Raw genomic sequence first — 21,481 nt, 5'->3', positions numbered from 1 at the left:
ACCGCCGGCGGCGAGCGCTACACCCGCGACGGCAACCTGCAGATCAACAACACCGGTCAGCTCGTCACCCACTCCGGCGATGCCGTGCTCGGCACATCGGGTCCGATCACTTTCCAGCCGACCGATCATGACATCACCATTTCCGCCGACGGCACCATCACCGTGCTCGAAGGCAACAGCCGCACCGACTCGATCCGCGGCAAGCTGCGCGTGGTGAGCTTCGCCGACGCGCAGAAGCTGCTGAAGCAGGGCAACAACCTGTTTTCCGCGCCAAACGGCACGGCGCCCGCGCAGGACACCAAGTCCATGGTGCAGCAGGGCTATGTCGAGAAGTCGAACATCAATTCGGTGATCGAGATGAGCCGGATGATCGAGATCAACCGCACCTACACCAACATCGCCAACATGCTGGCCGCCGAGCACGACCTGCACAAGTCGGCGATCGAGAAACTTGCCGAAGTTCCGGCCTGAGCCTTCCTGAGGAGTAACCCAAATGCAAGCGCTCCACACCGCAGCGACCGGAATGGCGGCACAGGAACTCAACGTTCAGGTGATCTCCAACAACATCGCCAACCTGCGCACCACCGGCTACAAGAAGCAGACCGCGGCGTTCCAGGACCTGATCTACGAGCATGTGCGCCGCGTCGGCGCGCAGGCCTCCGATCAGGGCACCATCCTCCCCGTCGGCATCGATCTCGGCGGCGGCGTGAAGACCGTCGGCACGCCGCGCACCATGACGCAAGGCACGCTGTCGCAGACCGGCAACGATCTCGACCTCGCCATCACCGGCGAAGGCTTCTTCAAGATCCTGATGCCCGATGGCACTTTTCAATATACGCGCGACGGCACGTTCCAGATGGACAACACCGGCCGCATCGTCAACGCACAGGGCAATCCGGTGCAGCCGACCATCACGATCCCGCAGAACGCAACGGGGTTGTCGGTCAACGCCCAGGGACAGGTTTCCGTGATCCCACAGGGCTCGTCGACGCTGACCTCGCAGATCATCGGCCAGTTGACGCTGACACGTTTCGTCAACAAGGGCGGCCTTCTGCCGGTCGGCAACAACGACTTCGTCGACACGCCGTCGTCGGGGCCGCCGCAGGACGGCATCGCGACCCTGGAAGGCTTTGGCAGCGTCAGCCAGGGCAGTCTCGAGAACGCCAACGTCGACGTCGTTTCGGAAATGTCCAACCTGATCGCGGCCCAGCGCGCCTACGAGATGAATGCGAAAGTGGTCTCGGCCGCCGACCAGATGATGCAAACGACGACTGCGATGTTCCGCTGAGGGAGTAGATGATGCTTGCGCGCTCGATCCTCGTTACCGCCCTGCTCGTCGCGGCGCACTCCGCCGCGCACGCCCAGGCCAAGGACGATACCATCGCGGCGCCGGTGCTTCGCGCACAGGTCACGGTGGAAAGCGATATCGTGCGGGTCGGCGACATGGTCGAGAACGCAGGCACCGCGGCGCAGATCGCGATCTACCGCTCGCCCGACCTCGGCACGACCGGAACGCTGCCGACCGCCCAGGTCATCAGCGTGCTCCAGGCGCATCAGGTGATCGGCGTCGAGACGCGCGACATCAAGGCGGTGACGGTGACACGGCTCGCGCGCCTCATCGATGCCAAAGAGATCGAATCCCAGGTGGCCCATGCGATCGAACATCGCAGCGGCCTCGGCGATGCGGCCAATCTCAGCCTGACTTTCGACCGCGATGTGCAGGACCTCCGGCTGGATGCCTGGAACAACGGCGCCTTGCAGGCCACGGCTACGCGTTACGAGCCGCGCAGCGGCCGCTTCGACGTCACCTTCGAGATCAACAACGACGTCAACAGCGTCCGCACCAAGTTGCGCTTCACCGGCGTTGCCGTCGAGATGCTCGATGCCGCGGTCCTGACCCGCAACGTCGATCGCGGCGACGTGCTCAAGGGCTCCGACGTCGTCATCGAGCGGCGTCCGAAAGCCGAAGTCGGCGTCGATGCCGCGACGCGCGGCCACGCCGTCGGCATGCAGGTGCGCAGATCGCTGCGCGCCGGACAGGCGCTGCACACGGCCGACGTCAGCAAGCCCGATCTGGTCCAGAAGGACGACAACGTCACGCTGATCTACGAATCGGCCGGAATCTATCTCACCGCGCGCGGCAAGGCCGTCGACGCCGGCACCGAAGGCGACACGGTGACCGTGCTCAACCTGCAATCCAAGCGCACCATCACCGGGACGGTTGTCGGGCGCGACCAGGTCGCGATCTCGATCATCACGCCCCGCTATTCCACAGCCGACGCCGAGACCGAAGCGCCGGTTTCCGTAGCCAGCCGCAACAACGCGCCGAATTCGAAAGCAGAGTAACGTAGATGTTGGCTTCAAAGTTCAAACGTATCGCGCTTGCCGGCTCCATGCTGACCGTCGTCAGCATCACCAGCGGCTGTTCCGGTATCGACCGGCTCTCCCAGATCGGCGAGGAGCCAAGACTGTCGGCCATTGAGAACCCGACGACGCAGCCAGGTTACAAGCCGGTACAGATGCCGATGCCGAAGCCGGAGGTCGTGTCCTACAATCCCAATTCGCTGTGGCGAAACGGCTCGCGCTCCTTCTTCAAGGATCAGCGCGCGCACCAGATCGGCGACCTCCTGACGGTGACCGTCAACATCACCGACCAGGCCAACTTCGCCAACGAGACCCAGCGCCAGCGCACCGCCACGGAAGATACCGGTATCACGGCCTTCCTGGGCTCAGCTCTGCTCGGCCAGAACGCGCAAAAAGCGCTGACCGGACGCATGTTCCAGGCGGATTCCAATTCCCAGACCGACGGCAAGGGTTCGATCGTGCGGCAGGAAACGTTGCAGACCAACGTCGCGGCGATCGTCACGCAGGTGCTGCCGAACGGCAATCTGGTGGTCGAAGGCAAGCAGGAGATCCGCGTCAACTACGAAAAGCGCGAGCTGATCGTCGCCGGCATCGTACGGCCCGAGGATATCCAGAGCGACAACGTCATCGACTCCTCGAAGATCGCGCAGGCCCGCATCGCCTATGGTGGCCATGGCGAGATCAGCTCCCTCCAGCAGCCGCGTTATGGCAGCCAGGTCATGGACGTGTTGCTGCCCTTCTAATTCACGAGCTCCCACATCGCACCGCGAACCTAGGCGCGGTGAGATGTTCAACGCGGCCTTCGTCAGCTCCCCTGGCGAGGGCCGCAATTCTTTTTTGGGATGCTGAAATTCCGCACAGAAAAAAGCGGACCGTCAGAGACGATCCGCTTTCAAATTCTTCGGTGGAGGATTCAGGCGACCGAGGGGATGATCTCGGGCTTCGCCTTTTCCGGAAACAGACGGTCGCGCCCGGCGGTATATTGGAGCTCGCCGGCGTGCAGCTTGGCATTGTTGGCCTCGCGCAGCGTGACGTCTTCCTCGCCATACATGAACGCCAGGAAGGCGTAGCGCTTGCCCCTGGTGACGGGCGTCACCTGGTGCAGCGCGCCGCACGAAAACACCAGCGCGCCGCCTTCCGACGGCCGGTAGGTCTTGCGGCCGAACTCGGGGAACATGAGATCGCCGCCGTCGAAATCATTGTTGAGATTGATTGAGAGCGCGAAGCGGCGATGCTGGGCGCCGGCGTTGATATTATCGCGATGGCGATGGAAGTGAGCGGCAACCGCGCTGTCGTAGCAAGCGACGATATAGCGGTCCATCCGCGTCACCTTGAACTGGAAGTACCGTTCGATCGGCCCCACCAGCCGCCGCACGATGTGGTCGCGGATCAATTCGCGCACCTCCGGCACGCCGACCGGAACGTCGCTGCGCCGTTTCAGCCGCCAGTCGGACAGCGTGACGGTCTTGCCGTCGACGTCGAACTGAAAGCCGGAATCGACCGCGCCTTGCGTCTCGTAGAACTGGATCAGGAAATCGCAGATACCGAAGCTGAAGACGCGCGGCACCAAGAGCGCCGGCGCGAACATCGGAACTCCGGCGGAATCATCGACCGGGGGCAGCCCCTGGACGACGGTGCGGACCATGTTTGCGTGCCCTTGCGGATTGTCCCAGGCGATATCGGCGATCGCCCGCAGCATCGGATCGATGATGACGGTGCGCGGCATCTCGCCGGCGCCGAACATGCGGCTGATGGCGCCGTCCTGATCGGCGAGAAACGACAAGCTACCGCTCGTCATCGCAGCAAGGCTTTCGACGTTTTCGGCCGCACCGGTGAACACGCATCCGATGACGAGGTGATCTTCGTCGAACGAGGTCGAGAGCTGTGCGAGTTCGGAGACTTCGGCCATCGCACGGGGGTCGGAGAGCGGGCCGACGAAACTTAAGGCAACCCAGCGGCCGCCGCTGGCCTGCAGGTCAAACGATCCGCCGGTCACAACCGGCAGCGAGAACCACGGCACGGGATCGCCGAGAATGATGCGCGGGCTGTCCGTTTTCGTGCTGCTCATGGATTGAGTCCCTGCCGTGAAGTCTTTTGGCAATAAGTCAGTATGCTTAACGAAATCTTTAGAAGCGTTAACTCGGCCGTTGCAGCGTGTTGCGAGGAGCGCTCCCGGACGCATCCTGAAACAAAAGCGCGGCTAAAGACCCGGTCTTTCAACCCGCCTTCAACCCGCCTTCGCGAACAGCCACAGTCCGGGCTCGGCTTCGGTGAAGCCATTGTCGCGGTAGATGTTGCGCGCGGGGATGTTGCGGGAGGTCGGGATGATCCGCGCGCTCAGATCGCGCAGCTCGGCCGTCATCTCATCGAGGATGTGGCGCAGGAAGCGGTGCTCGATGCCCATGCCGAGCGCCCGGCAACTGATGGCAAGCCCGACGATCTCGCCATTGACGATCACGGCCGCGCCGACCAGCCCGTAGTCGCCGAGCCGGTCCGAGACTTCGATCGCATACAGCCGCGCGTCGGCGCTCGATGCCAGAGCCGCCAGTTCGGCGTAAGAAAACTTTCGCGCCGTGGTGTTGAACTGGGTGGTGCGCTGAAACAGCTCTTCGATCCGTTGCAGTTTTGGCGATGACGACGAGATACGCTCGATCGCACATTTGATCTGCAACTGCTCGATATATTCGGCTTCCCCCATCGTCTCGCCGCGCAGCTGCGCCCGCGCGATCTGCGCCTTGACGAGTTCGCTGCGGGAAGCGGCTTCCGCTGTCACCACGGGAATCTGCAAGCGCGGATCGTTGAGCAGGCGCCGGCGCAAGGAGAACGGATCCTCGCCCCAGACCTCGACCTCAGGCAGGCGCTGCCGGACGCGGTCGCGCTCGACCGGATTGTCGTCGATGAACAGGAAGGCATCGAGCGCAAAGCCGAGCTCTTCCGCGATCGAGCGGATGTTGCCGACCTTGCCGTCCCAGTTGACGCGCCAGGTAACGAAATCATCCGGCGTCAGCAGGCGCTGTTTCGGATAATGATCCGGATATTTCCAAAGCTCGCGCACTGTGGCTTCGTCGTTCTTGCTCACACAGGCCAGCACGACGCCGCGTTTCTTCAGCGCCTTCAGCGCTTCATGCAGGCCGAAATAGAGCCCGATATAGGAAAACGCGCCGGATATTTCCGGCGTCCAGGCGAACGGACTGCCGGTCTCGGCCAGTACGCCCGGCCACAGCGTCCCATCGAGGTCGAGGATGATGCATTTCTTGCGGCCGATGCCCATCACCGTGGCGAGCGCGTCGATGTGCTTTTCCGCGGTCACCGCCTCGCGGCCATAGGGGTCGCCGCCGAGCGCATGCGCCAGCGGCGCGATGTCGGGAAAAATGCCATGCAGCGCGGCCTTTTCGCTTTCGGGCCGTTGCAGCATCCAGCCCGGCGAGCCGAAATGGGTAAAGCCGACCTGACCGTCGTCGAGCATGCGCTCCGATCCGGCCGCGCCGAGGGCGGCGGCGATATCGACCACATAGACATCGGGAAACGCCACCGCGACTTCGGAGAGCGCAACATTGGTCAGACGGAAACGCGTGCGATGCCCCTTGACCCCGCGTTCGGCGAGGCCGAGCGGCTGCACCGTTGGCTCGGGCAGATTGTCGATCAGGATCGGCGCTGACGTGATCTCGCGCAGCTTGGTCAGAAGCTCGGTCGTGTAGGCAACATAGGGCGCATGCGGATTGAGGCCGTTCTCGAGGTCCTCGGCGACGAGGTGGCGCACTCTCAGCGCGCCGACGAAGATCACGTCGTGCTTGTGCTCGCCGGCAAACCTGACGTCGTCGGGGAACGTCGCCGCCACGTGCAGGTCGATGCCGCGCCTTGCGGCTTCCTTGCGCAGGAAATCGGCTTCCATCTGGATATCGCAATCGCCAAACAGAAGGGCGTCGACGCGCCGGCGCGTGCCGCTGAAATCCTCCAAGCCATAGGACGCGCCGACCGCCCAGTAGGCGGCACCGCCCTCCTTCAGCTTGCGCCGGTAGTTCTCCAGCATCTCCGCGGGATCGCGGCCGTGCTTGGCGGAGAGTTCCTCTCCGATCGCGGCGAGTTCCTCCTCGGCGGTCAGTTCGGTCAGGATCTGGCGCGACTTGAGCTCCATGGCGGTGCGCTCGATCACCTCGCGCAGCCCTGCCGGATTGTCGCCGGGTCTGGCGAAGAGCGCCGCCATGGCGTCGCAGTCTTCCGGGATGCGGCGCGGTTCGGCGAAATAGTCCAGCAGCGCCGTGATCTCGCCGTCAGCCGGAAGACGCATATGGCTGATCGCATGCACGATCAGCGTGCGGCCCTGGCCGACAGGCAACAGATGAACGAAGCGGGAGCGGCGGAGAATCATAGCAGTGGTCCAATTCTAACATTCGCCTCCCATTGCGGCGACCACTTTTGCGAATGTTAGAATCACAGGACCACTGCCAAATATAGATTCAAGCGGAGTTTTGGATTTGACATTCGCTTGCGAGCGCGGGGCTGGGTGTTAGCGAATGTCAAATCCACTCCACTTGCCTATACTAGCGGAATGGATGCGGATGGGAATCCGATCCACCACGGCAAGCCGCGACGAATCGAAGGCTGGCGAATCATGAATCAGGACGGCAGCCAGAAGACCACGCCCCCACGAGCCGGCAACGAGGGCGGTCATCTGTCCAACCGAGGGCTTCTGATCGTCTTTGGCGGGCTCGCCGCAGCGCTCGTGCTCGACTATCTCTTTGTCAACAAGCTCGTCGACATGTCGCAGGAAGAGGATTGCGCGCTGGCGCACCGCTATAATTGCGGCGCGGTCGAAGTGCCGCGCTGATATTCAGGGCTTTGTCCGGCCTTTTTCACCCGGCGCAGCAAGCCGCGCCAAGGTCAACTCCTGCCGCATCCACTGTGTCCGCGGCTTGGCGGGATAGCCGCCCCAGGTCTCTCCAGCGGGAACATTGTGCATGAGGCCCGAGCGGGCCGCGACGCGAGCGCCGCGGCCAATCACAACATGCGGCGCGAGGCCAACCGAGCCGCCGAGCACGGCAAAATCCTCCAGCGTGACGCTGCCGCTCAATCCGCATTGCGCGACGATGATGCAATGCCGGCCGATCTGACAGTTGTGTCCGATCTGGCAAAGGTTGTCGATCTTTGTCGACTCGCCGATCACGGTGTCGCGGATGCCGCCGCGATCGATCGCCGTGCCCGCGCCGATCTCGACGTTGTTCTGGATGATGACGCGGCCGGTCTGCGGAATCTTCTGCTGGGCGGCGTCTTCCGTGTAGCCGAAGCCATCCTGGCCGATACGGCAACCCGGATGAATCACGACGCGATCGCCGATCAGCGTATGTGTGATCGAAGAGCCGGCGCCGATCCGGCAGTCGCGGCCGATCGTGACGTCAGGACCGATGACGGCAGTGGCGGCGATGAGAGTGCCCGCACCGATCTCGGCGCGAGGTCCGATCACCGCGCCGGGATCGATGGTGACATCGCTTTCGAGTCTCGCCGTCGGGTGGACGGTTGCGCCCTCGAAAACACCGTCGGCCTCAAACAGCGAGGCAGGCCGCAGCGACTCTGGATAGAGCTTGCGATGCACCGCGACGAAAGCGCGATACGGCTGTTCCGATATGAGGACGGTGAGCCCCTTCGGCGCACGCTCCGCAAAGCGTTTCGGCATCAGGCAAGCGCCGGCGCGGGTGGTCGCGAGCGCATCGGCAAATTTGTTGCCGTCGACAAAGGCGAGATCCGAAGGTCCGGCGAGATCGACCGGCGCCACGCCCTTGATCACAAGCGACGCCGGCGCAGCCTGACTGACTTCCGCGCCGGTCAGTGCAACGATTTCGTCGACCGTCAAACCCTGCGGGCGATCAAAGAAGCGACGATTTCCCATTAACCGATCCAATCATTAACGCCCTTGCGAAGACTGCAGCCGCGATATCGACGTTCGTATTATCGCAATCCACTCCACGAGCAAGATGCACAAGCAACCGCGCGTCCAACCAAGATGTGAGCAGCTGACGCCAACGGACCACGTTGACACCCATCTGCATTCGTCCGATGCTATTATAATACAAAGCAAAATTTCACATTGTCGAAAAGCTGAAACGTCGAAGTTCAGCAAAACAAATCGGGAGCGAAGCATGACTTTTCGTCGCCATTCGAACGCGTGTCTTACCGGGGCCGCGATCGCCGCATTCGTTATGGCATGGAGCGGCCCCACCAACGCGCAGCAAAAGGCACTGTCGGTCAAGTCCGACGCGATCGGCGGCCAGGTCACTGGCCCCAATGGTCCGGAAGCCGGCGTCTGGGTGATCGCCGAGACGACTGACCTTCCGACCAAATACGCCAAGTCGGTCGTCACCAACGACGCCGGCCAGTTCGTCATTCCGCAGCTGCCCTCGGCCAAGTACAAAGTCTGGGCGCGCGGCTATGGCCTCGTCGACTCCGACAAGCAGGACGCAACGCCCGGCAAGACCATCGAATTGAAAGCAAAGCCTGCGCCGAACGCGGCAGCTGCGGCCGAATACTATCCGGGCATGTACTGGTATTCGATGATCAAGATACCCGCGACAAGCGAGTTTCCCGGCTCCGACAAGAGCCCGACCGGAATAGCGGCCGGCATACATTCGCAAGCCGACTACATCGACGCCATCAAGAATTCGTGCCAGTCCTGCCACGCGATTGGCAGCGACAACATCCGTCACCCGCACGTCAAGGAACTCGGCGAGTTCAAGAATTCGGAGGAGATGTGGGAACGCCGCGTGCAATCCGGTCAGGCCATGAAGAACATGGCGCTAACCCTCAGCTTCATGGGGCCACAGCGCGCCTACAAGATGTTCGCCGACTGGACCGACCGGATCGCGGCTGGCGAACTTCCCTTCGACAAGCCGGAACGGCCGAAGGGCGTCGAGCGCAATGTCGTGATCACCTCATGGGAATGGGGCAAGCACGGAATGTATCTCCACGACGAGATCTCGACGGACAAGCGCAACCCGACCGTCAACGCCAACGGCAAGATCTACGGTTCTCCGGAAGAAAGCTCGGATGACATCCCGGTGCTTGATCCCGTCAAGAACACCACGTCCTTGATCCACGAACCTTACAGGGACCAGCAGTTGCCGAGCGTCAAGGACGAGCCGTTGGCTCCGTCGGTGTTCTGGGGTGATGAGGCGATTTGGGATGGCCACACCTCAGTCCACAATCCGATGATGGATGAGAAAGGCCGCGTCTGGTTCACGGCAAGAATACGCCGCGCCCCCAACCCGGCGAGTTGCAAGGCCGGATCGGATCTGGAATCGGCGCAGGTCGCACCGCTCGATCAATCCGGGCGTCAGCTTTCGGTCTATGATCCGAAGACGGACAAGTGGACGATGATCGATACCTGCTTCACCACGCATCATCTGTCTTTCGACAAGGACGATAAGTTGTGGTTAAGCGCTGCGCAGCCCTACAGTGGCGTGGTCGGCTGGCTGGACGTCAAAAAGTTCGATGCAACCGGCGACGAGATGAAGTCGCAGGGCTGGACGCCGACCGTGGCCAATGTCAGCGGCACGGGCAAACGCGAAGCCTTCGTGGCGATGGACAAGCCGATCGAGCCCGGCAAGGATAAATGGGTGAAGGATGCCTTCTATGGCGTCATGCCGAGCCCCAAGGGCGATGTCATCTGGGGCCAGGTGATGGGCCCGGGCTTCTCTCGCATCGGGCAAGCGAGCGCGCTGGTCCGCCTGATACCCGGTAGCGATCCAGCCAAGACGGCGATCTCTGAAATCTTCGTGCCGCCAGAGGGTGCGTTCGGCACCCGCGGCGTGGAAGTCGACTCCAAGGGCGTGGCGTGGACCGTGCTGTCCAGCGGACATATGGCAAGCTTCGACCGCTCCAAGTGCAAGGAGCCGCTCTCCGGCGAGGGTGCAGCGAGCGGAAAACAGTGCCTTGAAGGCTGGACACTGTACCGGATGCCTGGGCCTCAGTTCAAAGGAGTCGACGAAAAGGGCAGCGCCAACCACGCCTATTACATCTGGCTCGACCTCTACGATACGCTCGGCCTCGGCAAGGACGTGCCGATCGCCATGGCCAATGGCAGCGAGTCAATGCTCGCTCTGGTCAACGGCAAGTTTGTCGATCTTCGTATCCCCTACCCGCTCGGATTCTTCTCAAAGGGCGCCGATGGCCGCATCGACGATCCGAATGCCGGGTGGAAAGGCCGCGGGCTCTGGACCACGACGGGCACGCGCGCGTATTTCCACAGCGAGGGCGGGAAGGAAGCGATGCCGCGTGTGTTCAAGGTGCAGATGCGCCCGGATCCGCTGGCCGACTAGCTGCTCGCGCTTGCAGAAAATCTGCAGGCCGATTTCAACGTGACCTTAATTGCTTCGCTGCATCAAAACATGCAGCGAAGCAATTGCGTTTGAAAGGGGTTTAAGCGCGGCCATGCCTTACCGTCACACTCAGCCTGGCACCACGATTCTCGCGGTCTGCACGGCCATCGGCGTCGTTGGGGCCGTTATCGCGTGGCGAATAACCGGGCAGCAGGCGACGTTGATCGCCATGCTGATTGTTCTCACCGGGTTTTACATCGTCTTCCATTCGCTCACGGTCGAGGTCGAGGGGCGTGAAGTCAGATGGTATTTCGGTCCAGGGCTCTGGACCTACCGACTCGGGCTCGGCGAAATTCGTTCGGTGAGCGTCGTGCGCAACCAATGGCAGAACGGATTTGGCATCCGGAAAGCTCCCGGCCTTACTCTGTATAATGTGTCGGGTTTGGATGCCGTGGAGCTCAAACTGAAATCTGGCGAAATCCGTCGCATCGGCACGGATGATCCGAACGGACTTGCCGCCGCGCTCAACGCAGCGATGCGCAGACTTCAAGCATGATCTAAAAAGTCGCGCTCGCGATCAGCGCGCTGGAGCGATGACGATCTAAGATCTCATCGCGCCGGCGCTCGCGCCCTACTCGTCGCGGTAGACCTTCTCGCGCTTCTCGTGGCGCTCCTGCGCCTCGACCGACAGCGTCGCGATCGGCCTTGCTTCCAGCCGCTTCAGCGAGATCGGCTCACCGGTCTCCTCGCAATAGCCGTAGGTATTGTCCTCGATCCGCTGCAAGGCCGCATCGATCTTGGAGATCAGCTTGCGCTGGCGATCTCGAGCGCGCAGCTCGATCGCGCGGTCGGTTTCCGACGATGCGCGGTCCGCGAGATCGGGATGATTGACGTTCTCTTCCTGGAGCGTCTGCAAGGTGATCTTCGATTCCTTGAGGATCTCGTCCTTCCAGGCCAGCAGCTTGGCGCGGAAATAGTCGCGCTGCCGCTCGTTCATGAACGGCTCTTTTTCGGTCGGTCGATAGTTCTTCAACTTTTCCAAGGCCAGCCCGTCTTTCACCTGAAGGCCGCGTCCTTGCGGCACCGCACGAGGCAGGAGTTCCCTCGCGCGGCGCCTTATATAGCGGCGTCTTGCGACAGACAATATTGGCGTGGCCCGCCCGACCGCCTCGGCCAAGCCACTGCACAGGCAAATCGATCGGGTCTGGTTAATAGCCGACGGTAAAGCGTGCCCGGACGTGGGCCGGACGCTCGATTTCGTCGGCCATCGCAACTGCGAAGTCCTCGAACGAGATCCAGCTCTTGCCGACCGAATCGACCAGCAGCTGTTCCCCTCCCAGGCGGAACTTTCCGGTCCGGCTCCCGAAGTCGAACAGCGCCGATGGCGACAGAAAGGTCCAGTTCAGCCCCTTTTCGCGGCCCAAACGGTCTAGGAAGGCCGCGCCCTTCTCGGCCTCCGCCTTGTATTGCTGCGGGAAATTCGGCGTCGTCACCAGCCGCACGCCGGGGGCGACTTCGAGCGAGCCTGCGCCGCCCACCACGAGGTAGCGGGGCACGCCCGAATCCCTGGCCGCGCCGATCAGCGTTTCGGCGTCGCTGGCCAGGAAGTGGATGGAACTGATCGCGGCGTCGTGGCCCGCCCACAATCTGGCAAGCCCGGCACGGTCGTTGGCGTCGCCGGTAACTGCCGTGACATTGGGGAGTTTGGCGATCTTGTCCGGGTTCCGCGCGATTCCCGTGACGTGATGGCCGCGACGGGCGAGTTCGGCCGTGATGCAGGACCCGGCGCGCCCCGAGGCGCCGGCGATGGCGATCTTCATGCTTGTCTCCGATGTGCTATAGTTACCAACGGTGACTAGATAGCGTTTTGGAAGCTGGTGTTAAGAACGCACTTTGGGATCACCTGATTACGCCGGGGTAACTCCTCCTTATCCTCAAACGGCTTTTTCGGAGTTCGATTGCCATGAAAGCAAATGCCTATTCGGCTGATTGCCCAACGCGCCAGATTCTTGATCGCGTCGGCGACAAATGGGCGGTGCTGATCCTACTGCTGCTCCGCCATGAAGCTCTGCGCTTCAATCAGTTACGCCGCGACATTGAAGGCATTTCGCAAAAGATGCTCTCGCAGGTTCTCAAAAGCCTGGAGCGCGACGGCCTCGTCAGGCGCCACGCGATCGCGACCGTGCCGGTGACCGTGGAATATTCGATCACCCCGCTCGGCAAGACGCTCGCCGCCGCCGTCGATCCCCTGCGCGACTGGGCGGAGCGAAATCTGAAGGACGTATTGGCCGCGCAGCGCCGTTACGACGCGCAGCGCCATGCGAAGGCGGCGTGAGAAACTGAGCTAGTGCTGCCCGGCTTTCGCCAGTTCGACCTCGACGCGCAGTTCGATCTCGGCAAGCACGGCATCAAGGCCCGGATCGCCCGAGGAGGATTTGAGATTGGCGGCGGCATCGCGCAGCCGGCTGACCGTTGCGCCGTCCAGATTGCCTGACAACAGGCCCAGCTTGAGATCGTCGAGCACATCGAGCGCCCGCTTGCCGCGCTGCACCGAACGCTTGCGCCGTTCGACCGGATCATCCTCGATGCCCTGCAACGCCAGCAGCGCATCGATATTGGCCGTTGCCTTGGGAGCGATGGTGGCGCGCGTCTCGCCAGTGGAAGCTGCATCCTCCGGCAGCGAAAAACCGCCGGAGCTGGTGCGCCGGACGCCGGATGTCTGGGACCCCAGACTTGTGCCGTTTGGCCCTGTAATGCGCATGCCTAGAGCTCCGATTCCGAAGTTCGTTTGATATCGCGGCAACCTCTGATGCGAACTTCGGAATCAAAGGAGCTCTAGCAACCTGTTGGTTCCTCGTGCGGCTTTGAATTTGAAGTTCCTATGACGAAGTCGCCGCGATCCCTGATAGGAACTTCAAATTCGCCGCACGAGTCCCTTCGCCTTGATGACGCGCAGCATGGCTCTGCGTTGGTTAATGCAACGTAAATCACCCGGCAAAATCTGCCGCGGGGCGGCAGTTTCGGCTTTGCCGCAGCCATGGAAGCGGCCGCCTGCCTGCTGAACTCATCAGCAAAATCAATGCACTAGGTGGATGAAAAGCTCTGGCATGGCGCTCGCATAGTTAATGGGCGGATCGCTTCTTCATGGGAGTGTTGGGCGCATCCGAAAGTTCGAGAAGACCCTCAGCGGGGAGCAGAGGATGCCAGGCGTGTTTTGGAGAAGAGTGTTTCGACTGGGCTGCGCGGCGCTTGTGGCGCTGCAGGTCCATGTGACGCCGGCCGGCGCAACGTCGCGGATCAAGGATCTCGCGAATATCGAGGGCGTGCGGCAGAACCAGCTGGTCGGTTACGGCCTCGTCGTCGGCCTTGCCGGCACGGGCGACACCCTCAACAACATCCCCTTCACCAAGCAGTCACTACAAGCGATGCTCGAGCGCATGGGCGTCAACATCCGCGGCGCCACCATTCGCACCGGCAACGTCGCCGCCGTCATGGTCACCGGCAATCTGCCGCCGTTCGGAACCCAGGGAACGCGGATGGATGTGACGGTCTCCGCGCTTGGCGATGCCAAGAATCTGCAAGGCGGCACCCTCCTCGTGACTCCCCTGCTCGGCGCCGACGGCAACGTCTATGCGGTGGCGCAGGGCTCCGTCACCATCAACGGTTTTCAGGCCGAAGGCGCGGCCGCCAGCATCACCCGCGGCGTGCCTACGGTCGGCCGCATCGCCAACGGCGCCATCATCGAGCGCGAAATCGAATTCGCGCTCAACCGCCTGCCCAATGTGCGGCTCGCTTTGCGCAACGCCGATTTCACCACTGCCAAACGCATCGCCTCGGCGGTCAACGACTTTCTCGGCGCAAAGTCCGCCGAGCCGCTCGATCCCTCCACCGTGCAGCTTTCGATCCCGCCGGAGTTCAAGGGCAACGTCGTCGCCTTCCTGACCGAGATCGAGCAATTGCAGGTCGAGCCTGATCAAGGCGCCAAGATCATCATCGACGAGCGCTCTGGCATCATCGTGATGGGCCGCGACGTCCGCGTCGCCACCGTCGCGGTCGCGCAAGGCAACCTCACCGTCTCGATTTCGGAAAGCCCGCAGGTCAGCCAGCCGAACCCGCTCTCGCGCGGACGAACCGTGGTGACGCCGCGAACGAGCGTCGGCGTGACCGAAGAAGGCAAGAAATTCGCCGTCGTGAAAGACGGCGTCTCGCTCCAGCAACTCGTCGACGGCCTCAACGGGCTCGGCATCGGGCCACGCGACCTGATCGGCATCCTGCAGGCGATCAAGGCCGCCGGCGCGATCGAAGCCGACATCGAGGTGATGTGATGCAGGCAGCTCACGTCAACAACAGTCTCGCGGCGATCGGTAAAACCGTGATGCCCAGCTACCACAACCGCCCGGACTTCGACTTCGCCGCTGCGCTCAACAAGGTGGCGCCGCAGATGCAAGCCAAGGCACAAACGCAGGCGCAGAACTTCGAAGGCATGTTCATCAACTCGATGTTCTCGGAGATGGCCAATGGCGTGAAGGGCGAAGGCCCGTTCGGCTCTACCGTCGGCACCGGCATCTGGCGTTCCATGCAGATCGAACAATATTCCAAATCCTTCGCGAAGGCCGGCGGCGTCGGCATCGCCAAGCAAGTGTATCGCACGCTGATCATGCAGCAGGCCAAGGTCGGCGGTCAGATCCAGGGAAAACAGGCATGAACCAGCATCCCTCACGACAACCCGCTCCAGCGGCCAAGACAGCGCCGTCAACGGCGTCAACCCCGGCCGAGGCGCGCAAGCTCGCCGAAGAGCTGATGGATGTCATGAGCGACCTGCTCGGCATCATCGAACGCGAAACCGAGCTGGTGCGCGCCGGCAAGATTCGCGAGGCGATGGCGTTCGAGCCGCAGAAAGCGGAAACCTCGCGCCGTTATGTCACCGCCGTCACCCGCGTGAAGGCGAGCCACCAATATCTCGCCAAGGCAGCGCCCGATCTGCTGGCGACGCTGCGCCGTCACCACGATACGTTTCGCGCCCTGTTGCAGGTCAATCTCACCGTGCTTGCGACCGCGCATGCGGTATCCGAAAGCATCGTGCGTGGCGTCAACGCCGAGATTCAACGCCGCAACATTCCCAACACCTATGGCGCAAGCGGCCGCCGCGTGAATCCCACCGCGCGTCATCTCACGCCGCTGGCGGTCAGCCGCTCGCTGTAGCGGAGCCTGGCGGCTCCGTTGCCTCTATTATCGTGGAAATCCGAGCGCCGGCTGACGAAAACTGGAAGAAAAATGGCTCAGCGCCGCAGACAGCTCACGGCGCAAGCGAAAAATCAAACCAGCGCGTAGGCGGTAGCCGCCTGCGCCAGCGTCACGCCGTGGGCCGTCTGATTCCAGCCGAGCGCGGCGAGCGCAGTGACGTCGTTGCCGGTCAAGGGCTGGGTACTGCCTGAATAGGCGAAGCCGAACGGGTCAAGCCCCGTCGTGCCGTTGAAGTCGCCATAGTCCGCGGAGCCGGTCGAGGAATTGAAGCCGCCCAGGTTCGTGGTGCCGCCGTTAATCGAGAAGTAATCGAAATTGCCGGCCTGCTGCGTCAGGGAGCGGGTCGGCGTTCCCGACGAGGGGTTGCTGTTGTCGGTCGAGGTGTAGCGGAACAGATCGAGCGGCGTGTAGACATTCGCGCCGAAAGCGGCGCCGACCGACGACAGGCGGCCCATGACTTCGCTGAATTCGTGCTGGATCACGCCAATCGCGTCATATTTGCCTGAGGCTGCGGTCTCGTTGAACTCGAAGGAAAGCGCGCTCGACAGTCCGACATAGCCGTCGAGGTTGCTGCTCGCGCCGGTCAGGCCGAGCGCCTTGGCCTCCGCCGTCGTGGTCAAGAAGGTGCCGCCGCTGGTCGGATTGGTCCCTGGCAGGCTCGCCGCCGCGGTCGTCTGCACCGCCGAGTTGCCGGAATAGGCCTGAAGCGCGGACAATAGCGCGGCATAGCTGACCCCGCGCACAAAGCTTACGCTCTGCGCGGCGGCGCCCGACGACACCGGCGATCCATCCACCTCGCCGTACCCGACCTGGATGTTGACGGTCGTGTTGTTGCTGATGTTTGACGATAGCCCGGCTGCCGCAGCCACAACAGCGTTACGGAAGCCTGACGGCGCATTCGCCGTGCTCGAGCCCCAGGACAGGTTGAACTTCAGCCCGTTGGCGGCGCCGACCACCGTCGTGGTCGAAAGCTGCTGCGCGGTGAATGAGGAAATCTGTGCCACCGACAAATTGTTGGCCTGAGTGGCAAGCAGGGACGCCGTCTGCTGGGCGGTCAAACTGGCAAGATTTTGCGTCGAAAGTCCGCTGGCGCCACTGCCTAGGCTGCCGACCTGCGATGGATCGAGCGCAACCACCTGAACTTGTGACAACTGGTTCACTTGCGTCGTCGACAGATTGGCCAATCCGATGCCCAAGACCTGCAACTGGGCGGTCGTAAAATCGGTCACGTCAAGCGCGTTGATGTTGGCCTGGCTGAGCCCGTTGAGCTGCTGCGACGTCAGCGCCCTGGTTTGCGCCGAAGAGAAACCGCCGATCTGGCTCACCGACAGAGCGTTGAGATCTGCGACCGAAAGCGACTTGATCTGGCCGGCGCTGAGGCCCGCGATCGCCGCCTGTGAAAGTGCAGCGACGGCCGAGGTCGAAAGGTTCGCAATCTGCCCTTCTGTCAATTGGGCGACCGCGTCGCGCGTCAGGCCGGCGCTTTGCGTCGCGGTCAAGGCGGCGATCTGCGTGTTGGACAGTTCCCGCGGCTGGTAATAGGCGAGATTGCCGAAGGTTGCCGTGGTCAAACCTTGAAGCTGCGAAGTCGTCAGCTGACCAATGTCGAGGGATTGCAACGAGGACTGCGAGATGCCGTTGAGCTGGGTCGTTGTCAGCTCGCCGATCTGCGTCGGCGTCAGCGTATTGGGATGCGAGCTGATCAGCGCGTCAACCTGGGCGTTGGAGAGGTTGCTGATCGACGAACTGTCCAGGCTCTGGACCTGCGCCTTGGTTAGACTGGCGACATTCAGGGCGTTGAGATCCGCTTGCGGCAGGCCGTTGAGCTGGGTCGCCGTCAATTCCTGGATCTGACCAGTCGAAAGGCCACCGACCTCGGTGGTGGTGAGATTGGCGATCTGCGAGCCGGACAGCGTGAGGAAGGCCGAATAGGATATGGCGCTGATCTGCGAGGAACTGAACGCCTGGACTGCGGACGACGACAGCGCATTCAGTTGATCGCCATTAAGGCCGGAAATCTGAGCCGAGCTCAGCGACGCGACGTCGGCACTGGTCCACGACGAGACCGTGCTGGTCGATAGCGAGGCAATCTGGCTCGCTGAATATCCACTGACGGCCGCAGTCATAAAAGGTTACTCATATGCAACGCTGTGCGCAGCCGCCTTGACGTGCAGCTACACCACCACAACCGACAGTAACGGGGAAACGGTTAAGACCCGGTCACCAACCCTTAGGGATCGCACTGCCGCCCGGGAGCGCCGAAGCCTCCCTTTGGGAGACCGATATACCGTTGAATATCAACGCATTTTCCTAAAATTCTCGCGTTACCATCAGCGCGGGCTTAAGCGTGTTCTCTAACAATGCATTGAGACGTTGAGATCATAATTGCCGACGTTGAGGGGTTGGGATTTGACTCGAGGAGAGCCAGGAGGCTGCCATGAGTACGGATTTCAGCATCAGACCGGTGGGGGCGCCGGTTCCAGTGTCGTTACCGCCCGCCGCCAGCAACGCGGCGATCGGCGGCGTGCCTACGCAACTGCCGGCAAACCAAACCGTCACCGCATCAGATGCGAGCGTTACGAGCAACAACACTCAACAGAGCCCGAGTGATCTGTCGCGCCAGGCGTTCTTCGACACCGCTGCGGCTTCGATCGTCTTCCAGTCCGTCGATGCGCTGACCGGCCAGGTGGTCCAGCAATTTCCGGATGACGCGACGCTTCGCCGCCGTACCTATTTCCACTCGCTGGATGTCAAGGATTCGCGGACGCGACCACTCGCGACCGATTTGAGAGCATAAGACCACAAACGTAGTCAGTCGCCTGAACGAAACTCTCTCAGGCCCTGCCCGCGAGACCCGCCGCGATCTGACAGTTGATGTCGATCAGCGGCTTCAGCTTTTTCGGGTCCGGGTTCAACTGCATCTCGACCGTCTGATGCATGACGAAAACGCTGATGTTGGCGATGTTCTGACGAGTCTCGATCGTGTGCGGATTCTTGTCTTCTTCAGCGGCACTCATGAAGATCGCCCACAGACGACGATTGAACAGCAACGCCTTGTGCATCTTGGCGTCGGGACCATTCCAGTTCGTCTGCACGTCTCGCAGTTTCTTGGCCGCCGTCAGCAGCGCCTGCGCCTCTATCTCCCTCGCGTTGCCGGTTACTTGCGACGTGCGGGAATAGGCTTGGGCTGCTTGAGACATTCATCACTCCAACAGGGAACATGCAGTACGAGGGCCGCCGAAAACTGCCCAACTTTTATACGGTTGCTGCCTTTAAAATATGGTTAGCGGTAGCCGGAGAATGCTTCCGAAAAATTACGGATCAGGCAATCGCCCTGCCAGTCGGCAGCCGCATGATCAAAACAAAAACGGCGGGATTTCTCCCGCCGTTTGACGTTCCGTCGTTTGCTGTTCGATCAGCGGAGCAGCTGGAGCACGCTCTGCTGCGACTGGTTGGCAAGCGCGAGCGCCGAGACCGCGATCGACTGGCGGGTCGACAGCGCCTGGCTGTTGGCGGCTTCCTCGTTCGGATCGGCCAGCGTCAGGTTCGACGCGCCGGTCTGCAGCACGTTGATCAGGCTCTTGTTGAAGTCCTGACGGATCTGCACCACCGACAGGTTCGAGCCGAGGTTCGAGGCTTCGGAGCGGAGGAGAGACGAAGCGCCCTGCAGTGCCGTCAGCACCTTGTTGGTTGCGTTGTTGTCGATGAAGTCGGTGCCGACCACCAGATTGGAGAGGCCGAGGCCCGCAGCGTTGAAGTCCGCACCGGTGATGCTCAGCGTCGACTTGCCGGTCTCGTTGAACACCAGCTTCAGCGTGTCGCCGTTCAACAGGTTGATGCCGTTGAACGAGGAGTCCTGAGAGGTGGTGTTGATCTGCGACAGGATGTTGTTGTACTGCGAGATCAGGCCGGCGCGAGTGGCTTGAGCGGTGGGATCGGCAACCGGAGCCGAAGCCGACTTGCCGGCGAAGATGCCGGTCGAACCCGTGAGCGCACCGATCGTCGCCGAAGCGTTGTCGTTGCTGGTAATGATCGTCAGATTGCCGTTGGCGTCCAGCGTGGCCTGAAGGTTGTTGGAAGCCAGCGCCGAGTTCAACCCGTTGAGGTCCTTGATCTGACCGGCACCGGTGCCGAACGTGATCGAGGTCGCCGTACCGGTACCGACCGCCGGGATGTCCAGAACCGTGCCGACGGCGAGGTTCGAACTCGAGGATGTCGTGCGGGCGAGGCTCGTGGTCGCACTGCCGCTGCCGATGCCGAGTGCGCTAAGCAAGCTCGTGTTGCTCGAAGAGATGCTCAGATCGGCAGCTGTGCCGGTCGAGATCGAGATCGCACCACCTGTGACCGAAGCTGGCGTGGCGCCGGTCGCGGTGCCAATGGTGGCAACGCCGGCGGAGTTCGAGTCCGTCTTGACACCGGTGGCAAGGTCGATCGCGGTCAACAGATCACCAACGGAGCCTGTACCGCCGTTGAGGTAGACCGAGCTATCGCCATTGCCGTCGGTGACGATGTTGCCCGAAACGCCGGAGCCCGCAACCACCGAACCGGGAGCCGGCGGCGCACCGGTCTTGAAGGTGATGGTGTGGCCGTCAACCGTCAACGTGTCGCCGTTGGCGATTGTCGCGGTGATGGTGTCGGTGTTGGTGGCCTTCGTCAGCGAGGTCGCGGCGGTGATGGCAGCCGGCGTGGTCAGGTTGTTGTTGACGGGAACGCCGGTGTAGGTCGCAGCCGTGAAGGAGGACCCGCCGAACAGGTTCGCAGCAGTTGCACCCGCTCCGAGCGCGACCGAGAAGCTCGACTTGGTGGAGTAGCCGACCGTGGTCTGGAGGGCCTGGGTTGCAACCGACTGGGCGCTCTGAACCAGTTGCTCCAGCGAGGTGAGACCGGTGTTGGCAGCCTGGAGCACCTGAACGCCGTTGCCGATGCTGTCGAGCAGGCTGCTGATATCCGAAGCGCGGTTGTTGAGCCCCTGCGCCGTGAAGAAGTTGGTGGGGTTGTCGAGGGCCGTGTTGACCTTGTTGCCAGTGGCGAGGTCATTCTGGGTCGTCGCTAGCAGCGCGGCCGTCGACTGCAACGAGAGAAGATTTTGGCGGACTGCTGCCGAAAGAACGATACCGGACATTGTTGACCTTCCTATGCTGACAGCGGCCGATTCGGTCGCGGCCGGAACTACCTTTCTCCCTCACCATAGGGTCAGGGGTTTAAATTATGATTAACGGCGGCTTAAGCGAACTGGTTAACGAATGGTTACTGCGCACATCACTCTAAATAAGCGCGATTTCATTGGCCTTCTCAGCCCTCTCCGTCTCCTGAAAAACCCGTCCGACCAAACGAAAACGGCGGGGTTTCCCCCGCCGTTTGGCTTTTGATCGATTGCTTTCGCGGATCAGCGGAGCAGCTGGAGCACGCTCTGCTGCGACTGATTGGCGAGCGCGAGCGCGGAGACCGCGATCGACTGGCGGGTCGACAGCGCCTGGCTGTTGGCCGCTTCCTCGTTCGGATCGGCCAGCGTCAGGTTCGACGCACCGGTCTGCAGCACGTTGATCAGGTTCTTGTTGAAGTCC

Annotated in this window: 22 protein-coding genes; 12 read left to right on the top strand and 10 right to left on the bottom strand. The window is 62.1% G+C overall.

The genetic code is table 11. The features are described 5' to 3' along the window. The 4 genes from VFB05_RS17115 to flgH all read left to right on the top strand — a co-directional run. A partial coding sequence (locus VFB05_RS17115; protein ID WP_325014080.1) for a flagellar basal body rod C-terminal domain-containing protein occupies positions 1–471 on the top strand: 471 nt, incomplete at its 5' end. A gap of 22 nt (positions 472–493) precedes the next feature. Further along, a complete protein-coding gene (gene flgG / locus VFB05_RS17110) occupies positions 494–1,288 on the top strand; it encodes a flagellar basal-body rod protein FlgG (RefSeq protein ID WP_325014078.1) in 795 nt (264 codons plus the stop codon). 11 nt (positions 1,289–1,299) lie between these two features. Further along, positions 1,300–2,346, top strand: a complete 1,047-nt coding sequence (gene flgA / locus VFB05_RS17105; protein ID WP_325014084.1) for a flagellar basal body P-ring formation chaperone FlgA — start codon at positions 1,300–1,302, stop codon at positions 2,344–2,346. Positions 2,347–2,351: 5 nt separating this feature from the next. Continuing rightward, on the top strand, positions 2,352–3,107 hold the full coding sequence (flgH, locus tag VFB05_RS17100; RefSeq protein ID WP_325014076.1) for a flagellar basal body L-ring protein FlgH: 756 nt from the start codon (positions 2,352–2,354) through the stop codon (positions 3,105–3,107). A 170-nt stretch (positions 3,108–3,277) separates the two neighbouring features. On the opposite strand, the gene VFB05_RS17095 is transcribed toward flgH, so the two are convergent. Then, the gene (locus VFB05_RS17095; protein WP_325014073.1) at positions 3,278–4,432 is read right to left on the bottom strand and encodes a 2OG-Fe(II) oxygenase; all 1,155 of its coding nucleotides are present in this window, start codon (positions 4,430–4,432) and stop codon (positions 3,278–3,280) included. A 159-nt stretch (positions 4,433–4,591) separates the two neighbouring features. Beyond that, positions 4,592–6,733 carry an HAD-IIIC family phosphatase gene (locus VFB05_RS17090; protein WP_325014071.1) on the bottom strand — a complete coding sequence of 714 codons (2,142 nt, stop codon included), beginning with the start codon at positions 6,731–6,733 and terminating at the stop codon, positions 4,592–4,594. Between the two features lie 243 nt (positions 6,734–6,976). Here VFB05_RS17090 and VFB05_RS17085 point away from each other — a divergent pair, with 243 nt between their 5' ends. After that, on the top strand, positions 6,977–7,192 hold the full coding sequence (locus VFB05_RS17085; RefSeq protein WP_325014069.1) for a hypothetical protein: 216 nt from the start codon (positions 6,977–6,979) through the stop codon (positions 7,190–7,192). Between the two features lie 3 nt (positions 7,193–7,195). On the opposite strand, the gene lpxD is transcribed toward VFB05_RS17085, so the two are convergent. Further along, a complete protein-coding gene (gene lpxD, locus VFB05_RS17080; RefSeq protein ID WP_325014067.1) occupies positions 7,196–8,248 on the bottom strand; it encodes a UDP-3-O-(3-hydroxymyristoyl)glucosamine N-acyltransferase in 1,053 nt (350 codons plus the stop codon). Between the two features lie 250 nt (positions 8,249–8,498). Between lpxD and VFB05_RS17075 the strand changes: the two genes are divergently transcribed. Further along, entirely contained in the window at positions 8,499–10,673 is a 2,175-nt protein-coding gene (locus VFB05_RS17075) for a carboxypeptidase-like regulatory domain-containing protein (protein ID WP_325014065.1), read from the top strand. Positions 10,674–10,785: 112 nt separating this feature from the next. Then, positions 10,786–11,229, top strand: a complete 444-nt coding sequence (locus tag VFB05_RS17070; RefSeq protein WP_325014062.1) for a hypothetical protein — start codon at positions 10,786–10,788, stop codon at positions 11,227–11,229. A gap of 75 nt (positions 11,230–11,304) precedes the next feature. Here VFB05_RS17070 and dksA read toward each other — a convergent pair whose 3' ends face one another. Both dksA and VFB05_RS17060 read right to left on the bottom strand, forming a co-directional pair. Further along, positions 11,305–11,670, bottom strand: coding sequence for an RNA polymerase-binding protein DksA (dksA, locus tag VFB05_RS17065; RefSeq protein ID WP_325014060.1), 366 nt, complete (start codon positions 11,668–11,670; stop codon positions 11,305–11,307). Between the two features lie 211 nt (positions 11,671–11,881). Further along, positions 11,882–12,493, bottom strand: a complete 612-nt coding sequence (locus VFB05_RS17060) for an NAD(P)-dependent oxidoreductase (RefSeq protein ID WP_325014058.1) — start codon at positions 12,491–12,493, stop codon at positions 11,882–11,884. 143 nt (positions 12,494–12,636) lie between these two features. Between VFB05_RS17060 and VFB05_RS17055 the strand changes: the two genes are divergently transcribed. Next, on the top strand, positions 12,637–13,008 hold the full coding sequence (locus tag VFB05_RS17055; protein WP_325014056.1) for a helix-turn-helix domain-containing protein: 372 nt from the start codon (positions 12,637–12,639) through the stop codon (positions 13,006–13,008). Positions 13,009–13,017: 9 nt separating this feature from the next. Here the strand turns inward: VFB05_RS17055 and VFB05_RS17050 are convergent, their stop codons facing one another. Then, complete coding sequence (locus VFB05_RS17050; RefSeq protein WP_325014053.1) at positions 13,018–13,434, bottom strand: flagellar assembly protein FliX; 417 nt, start codon at positions 13,432–13,434, stop codon at positions 13,018–13,020. A gap of 439 nt (positions 13,435–13,873) precedes the next feature. Here VFB05_RS17050 and VFB05_RS17045 point away from each other — a divergent pair, with 439 nt between their 5' ends. From VFB05_RS17045 to VFB05_RS17035, 3 genes are read left to right on the top strand one after another with little or no spacing between them, the layout of a single operon-like run. Then, complete coding sequence (locus VFB05_RS17045; protein ID WP_325014051.1) at positions 13,874–14,998, top strand: flagellar basal body P-ring protein FlgI; 1,125 nt, start codon at positions 13,874–13,876, stop codon at positions 14,996–14,998. A gap of 50 nt (positions 14,999–15,048) precedes the next feature. Continuing rightward, positions 15,049–15,378, top strand: a complete 330-nt coding sequence (flgJ, locus tag VFB05_RS17040) for a flagellar assembly peptidoglycan hydrolase FlgJ (RefSeq protein ID WP_414643211.1) — start codon at positions 15,049–15,051, stop codon at positions 15,376–15,378. Beyond that, complete coding sequence (locus tag VFB05_RS17035; protein ID WP_325014046.1) at positions 15,375–15,875, top strand: hypothetical protein; 501 nt, start codon at positions 15,375–15,377, stop codon at positions 15,873–15,875. The genes flgJ and VFB05_RS17035 overlap by 4 nt, the downstream gene beginning before the upstream one ends. Positions 15,876–15,988: 113 nt before the next feature. Here VFB05_RS17035 and VFB05_RS17030 read toward each other — a convergent pair whose 3' ends face one another. After that, positions 15,989–18,043: an NF038122 family metalloprotease gene (locus VFB05_RS17030; protein WP_325014044.1), complete on the bottom strand. Its 2,055-nt coding sequence runs from the start codon at positions 18,041–18,043 to the stop codon at positions 15,989–15,991. A gap of 311 nt (positions 18,044–18,354) precedes the next feature. Here VFB05_RS17030 and VFB05_RS17025 point away from each other — a divergent pair, with 311 nt between their 5' ends. Then, on the top strand, positions 18,355–18,714 hold the full coding sequence (locus tag VFB05_RS17025; RefSeq protein ID WP_325014042.1) for a hypothetical protein: 360 nt from the start codon (positions 18,355–18,357) through the stop codon (positions 18,712–18,714). A 37-nt stretch (positions 18,715–18,751) separates the two neighbouring features. Here VFB05_RS17025 and flaF read toward each other — a convergent pair whose 3' ends face one another. The 3 genes from flaF to VFB05_RS17010 form a co-directional block, all read right to left on the bottom strand. Beyond that, positions 18,752–19,117: a flagellar biosynthesis regulator FlaF gene (flaF, locus tag VFB05_RS17020; protein ID WP_325014040.1), complete on the bottom strand. Its 366-nt coding sequence runs from the start codon at positions 19,115–19,117 to the stop codon at positions 18,752–18,754. A 215-nt stretch (positions 19,118–19,332) separates the two neighbouring features. Further along, positions 19,333–21,039, bottom strand: a complete 1,707-nt coding sequence (locus VFB05_RS17015) for a DUF1522 domain-containing protein (protein WP_325014038.1) — start codon at positions 21,037–21,039, stop codon at positions 19,333–19,335. A 264-nt stretch (positions 21,040–21,303) separates the two neighbouring features. Continuing rightward, positions 21,304–21,481, bottom strand: a 178-nt coding sequence (locus VFB05_RS17010; RefSeq protein WP_325014082.1) for a flagellin, incomplete at its 5' end; no start/stop codon positions are given.

Origin of the sequence: Bradyrhizobium sp. (genome assembly GCF_035652035.1) — a bacterium.
Lineage (GTDB): Bacteria > Pseudomonadota > Alphaproteobacteria > Rhizobiales > Xanthobacteraceae > Bradyrhizobium.
Note: the sequence above shows the minus strand (reverse complement) of the source record. Positions and strands in the feature narration are given on the sequence as shown.

Excerpts from the sequence above, each read along its gene's own strand:
- VFB05_RS17085 (WP_325014069.1), top strand. The coding sequence starts at position 6,977 with ATGAATCAGGACGGCAGCCAGAAGACCACGCCCCCACGAGCCGGCAAC.
- flgG (WP_325014078.1), top strand. The coding sequence starts at position 494 with ATGCAAGCGCTCCACACCGCAGCGACCGGAATGGCGGCACAGGAACTC.
- VFB05_RS17095 (WP_325014073.1), bottom strand. The coding sequence starts at position 4,432 with ATGAGCAGCACGAAAACGGACAGCCCGCGCATCATTCTCGGCGATCCC.
- flaF (WP_325014040.1), bottom strand. The coding sequence starts at position 19,117 with ATGTCTCAAGCAGCCCAAGCCTATTCCCGCACGTCGCAAGTAACCGGC.
- flgA (WP_325014084.1), top strand. The coding sequence starts at position 1,300 with ATGCTTGCGCGCTCGATCCTCGTTACCGCCCTGCTCGTCGCGGCGCAC.
- VFB05_RS17055 (WP_325014056.1), top strand. The coding sequence starts at position 12,637 with ATGAAAGCAAATGCCTATTCGGCTGATTGCCCAACGCGCCAGATTCTT.
- VFB05_RS17025 (WP_325014042.1), top strand. The coding sequence starts at position 18,355 with ATGAGTACGGATTTCAGCATCAGACCGGTGGGGGCGCCGGTTCCAGTG.
- VFB05_RS17050 (WP_325014053.1), bottom strand. The coding sequence starts at position 13,434 with ATGCGCATTACAGGGCCAAACGGCACAAGTCTGGGGTCCCAGACATCC.
- VFB05_RS17035 (WP_325014046.1), top strand. The coding sequence starts at position 15,375 with ATGAACCAGCATCCCTCACGACAACCCGCTCCAGCGGCCAAGACAGCG.
- VFB05_RS17015 (WP_325014038.1), bottom strand. The coding sequence starts at position 21,039 with ATGTCCGGTATCGTTCTTTCGGCAGCAGTCCGCCAAAATCTTCTCTCG.
- flgH (WP_325014076.1), top strand. The coding sequence starts at position 2,352 with ATGTTGGCTTCAAAGTTCAAACGTATCGCGCTTGCCGGCTCCATGCTG.
- dksA (WP_325014060.1), bottom strand. The coding sequence starts at position 11,670 with ATGAACGAGCGGCAGCGCGACTATTTCCGCGCCAAGCTGCTGGCCTGG.
- VFB05_RS17060 (WP_325014058.1), bottom strand. The coding sequence starts at position 12,493 with ATGAAGATCGCCATCGCCGGCGCCTCGGGGCGCGCCGGGTCCTGCATC.
- flgJ (WP_414643211.1), top strand. The coding sequence starts at position 15,049 with ATGCCCAGCTACCACAACCGCCCGGACTTCGACTTCGCCGCTGCGCTC.
- lpxD (WP_325014067.1), bottom strand. The coding sequence starts at position 8,248 with ATGGGAAATCGTCGCTTCTTTGATCGCCCGCAGGGTTTGACGGTCGAC.
- VFB05_RS17030 (WP_325014044.1), bottom strand. The coding sequence starts at position 18,043 with ATGACTGCGGCCGTCAGTGGATATTCAGCGAGCCAGATTGCCTCGCTA.
- VFB05_RS17045 (WP_325014051.1), top strand. The coding sequence starts at position 13,874 with ATGCCAGGCGTGTTTTGGAGAAGAGTGTTTCGACTGGGCTGCGCGGCG.
- VFB05_RS17075 (WP_325014065.1), top strand. The coding sequence starts at position 8,499 with ATGACTTTTCGTCGCCATTCGAACGCGTGTCTTACCGGGGCCGCGATC.
- VFB05_RS17090 (WP_325014071.1), bottom strand. The coding sequence starts at position 6,733 with ATGATTCTCCGCCGCTCCCGCTTCGTTCATCTGTTGCCTGTCGGCCAG.
- VFB05_RS17070 (WP_325014062.1), top strand. The coding sequence starts at position 10,786 with ATGCCTTACCGTCACACTCAGCCTGGCACCACGATTCTCGCGGTCTGC.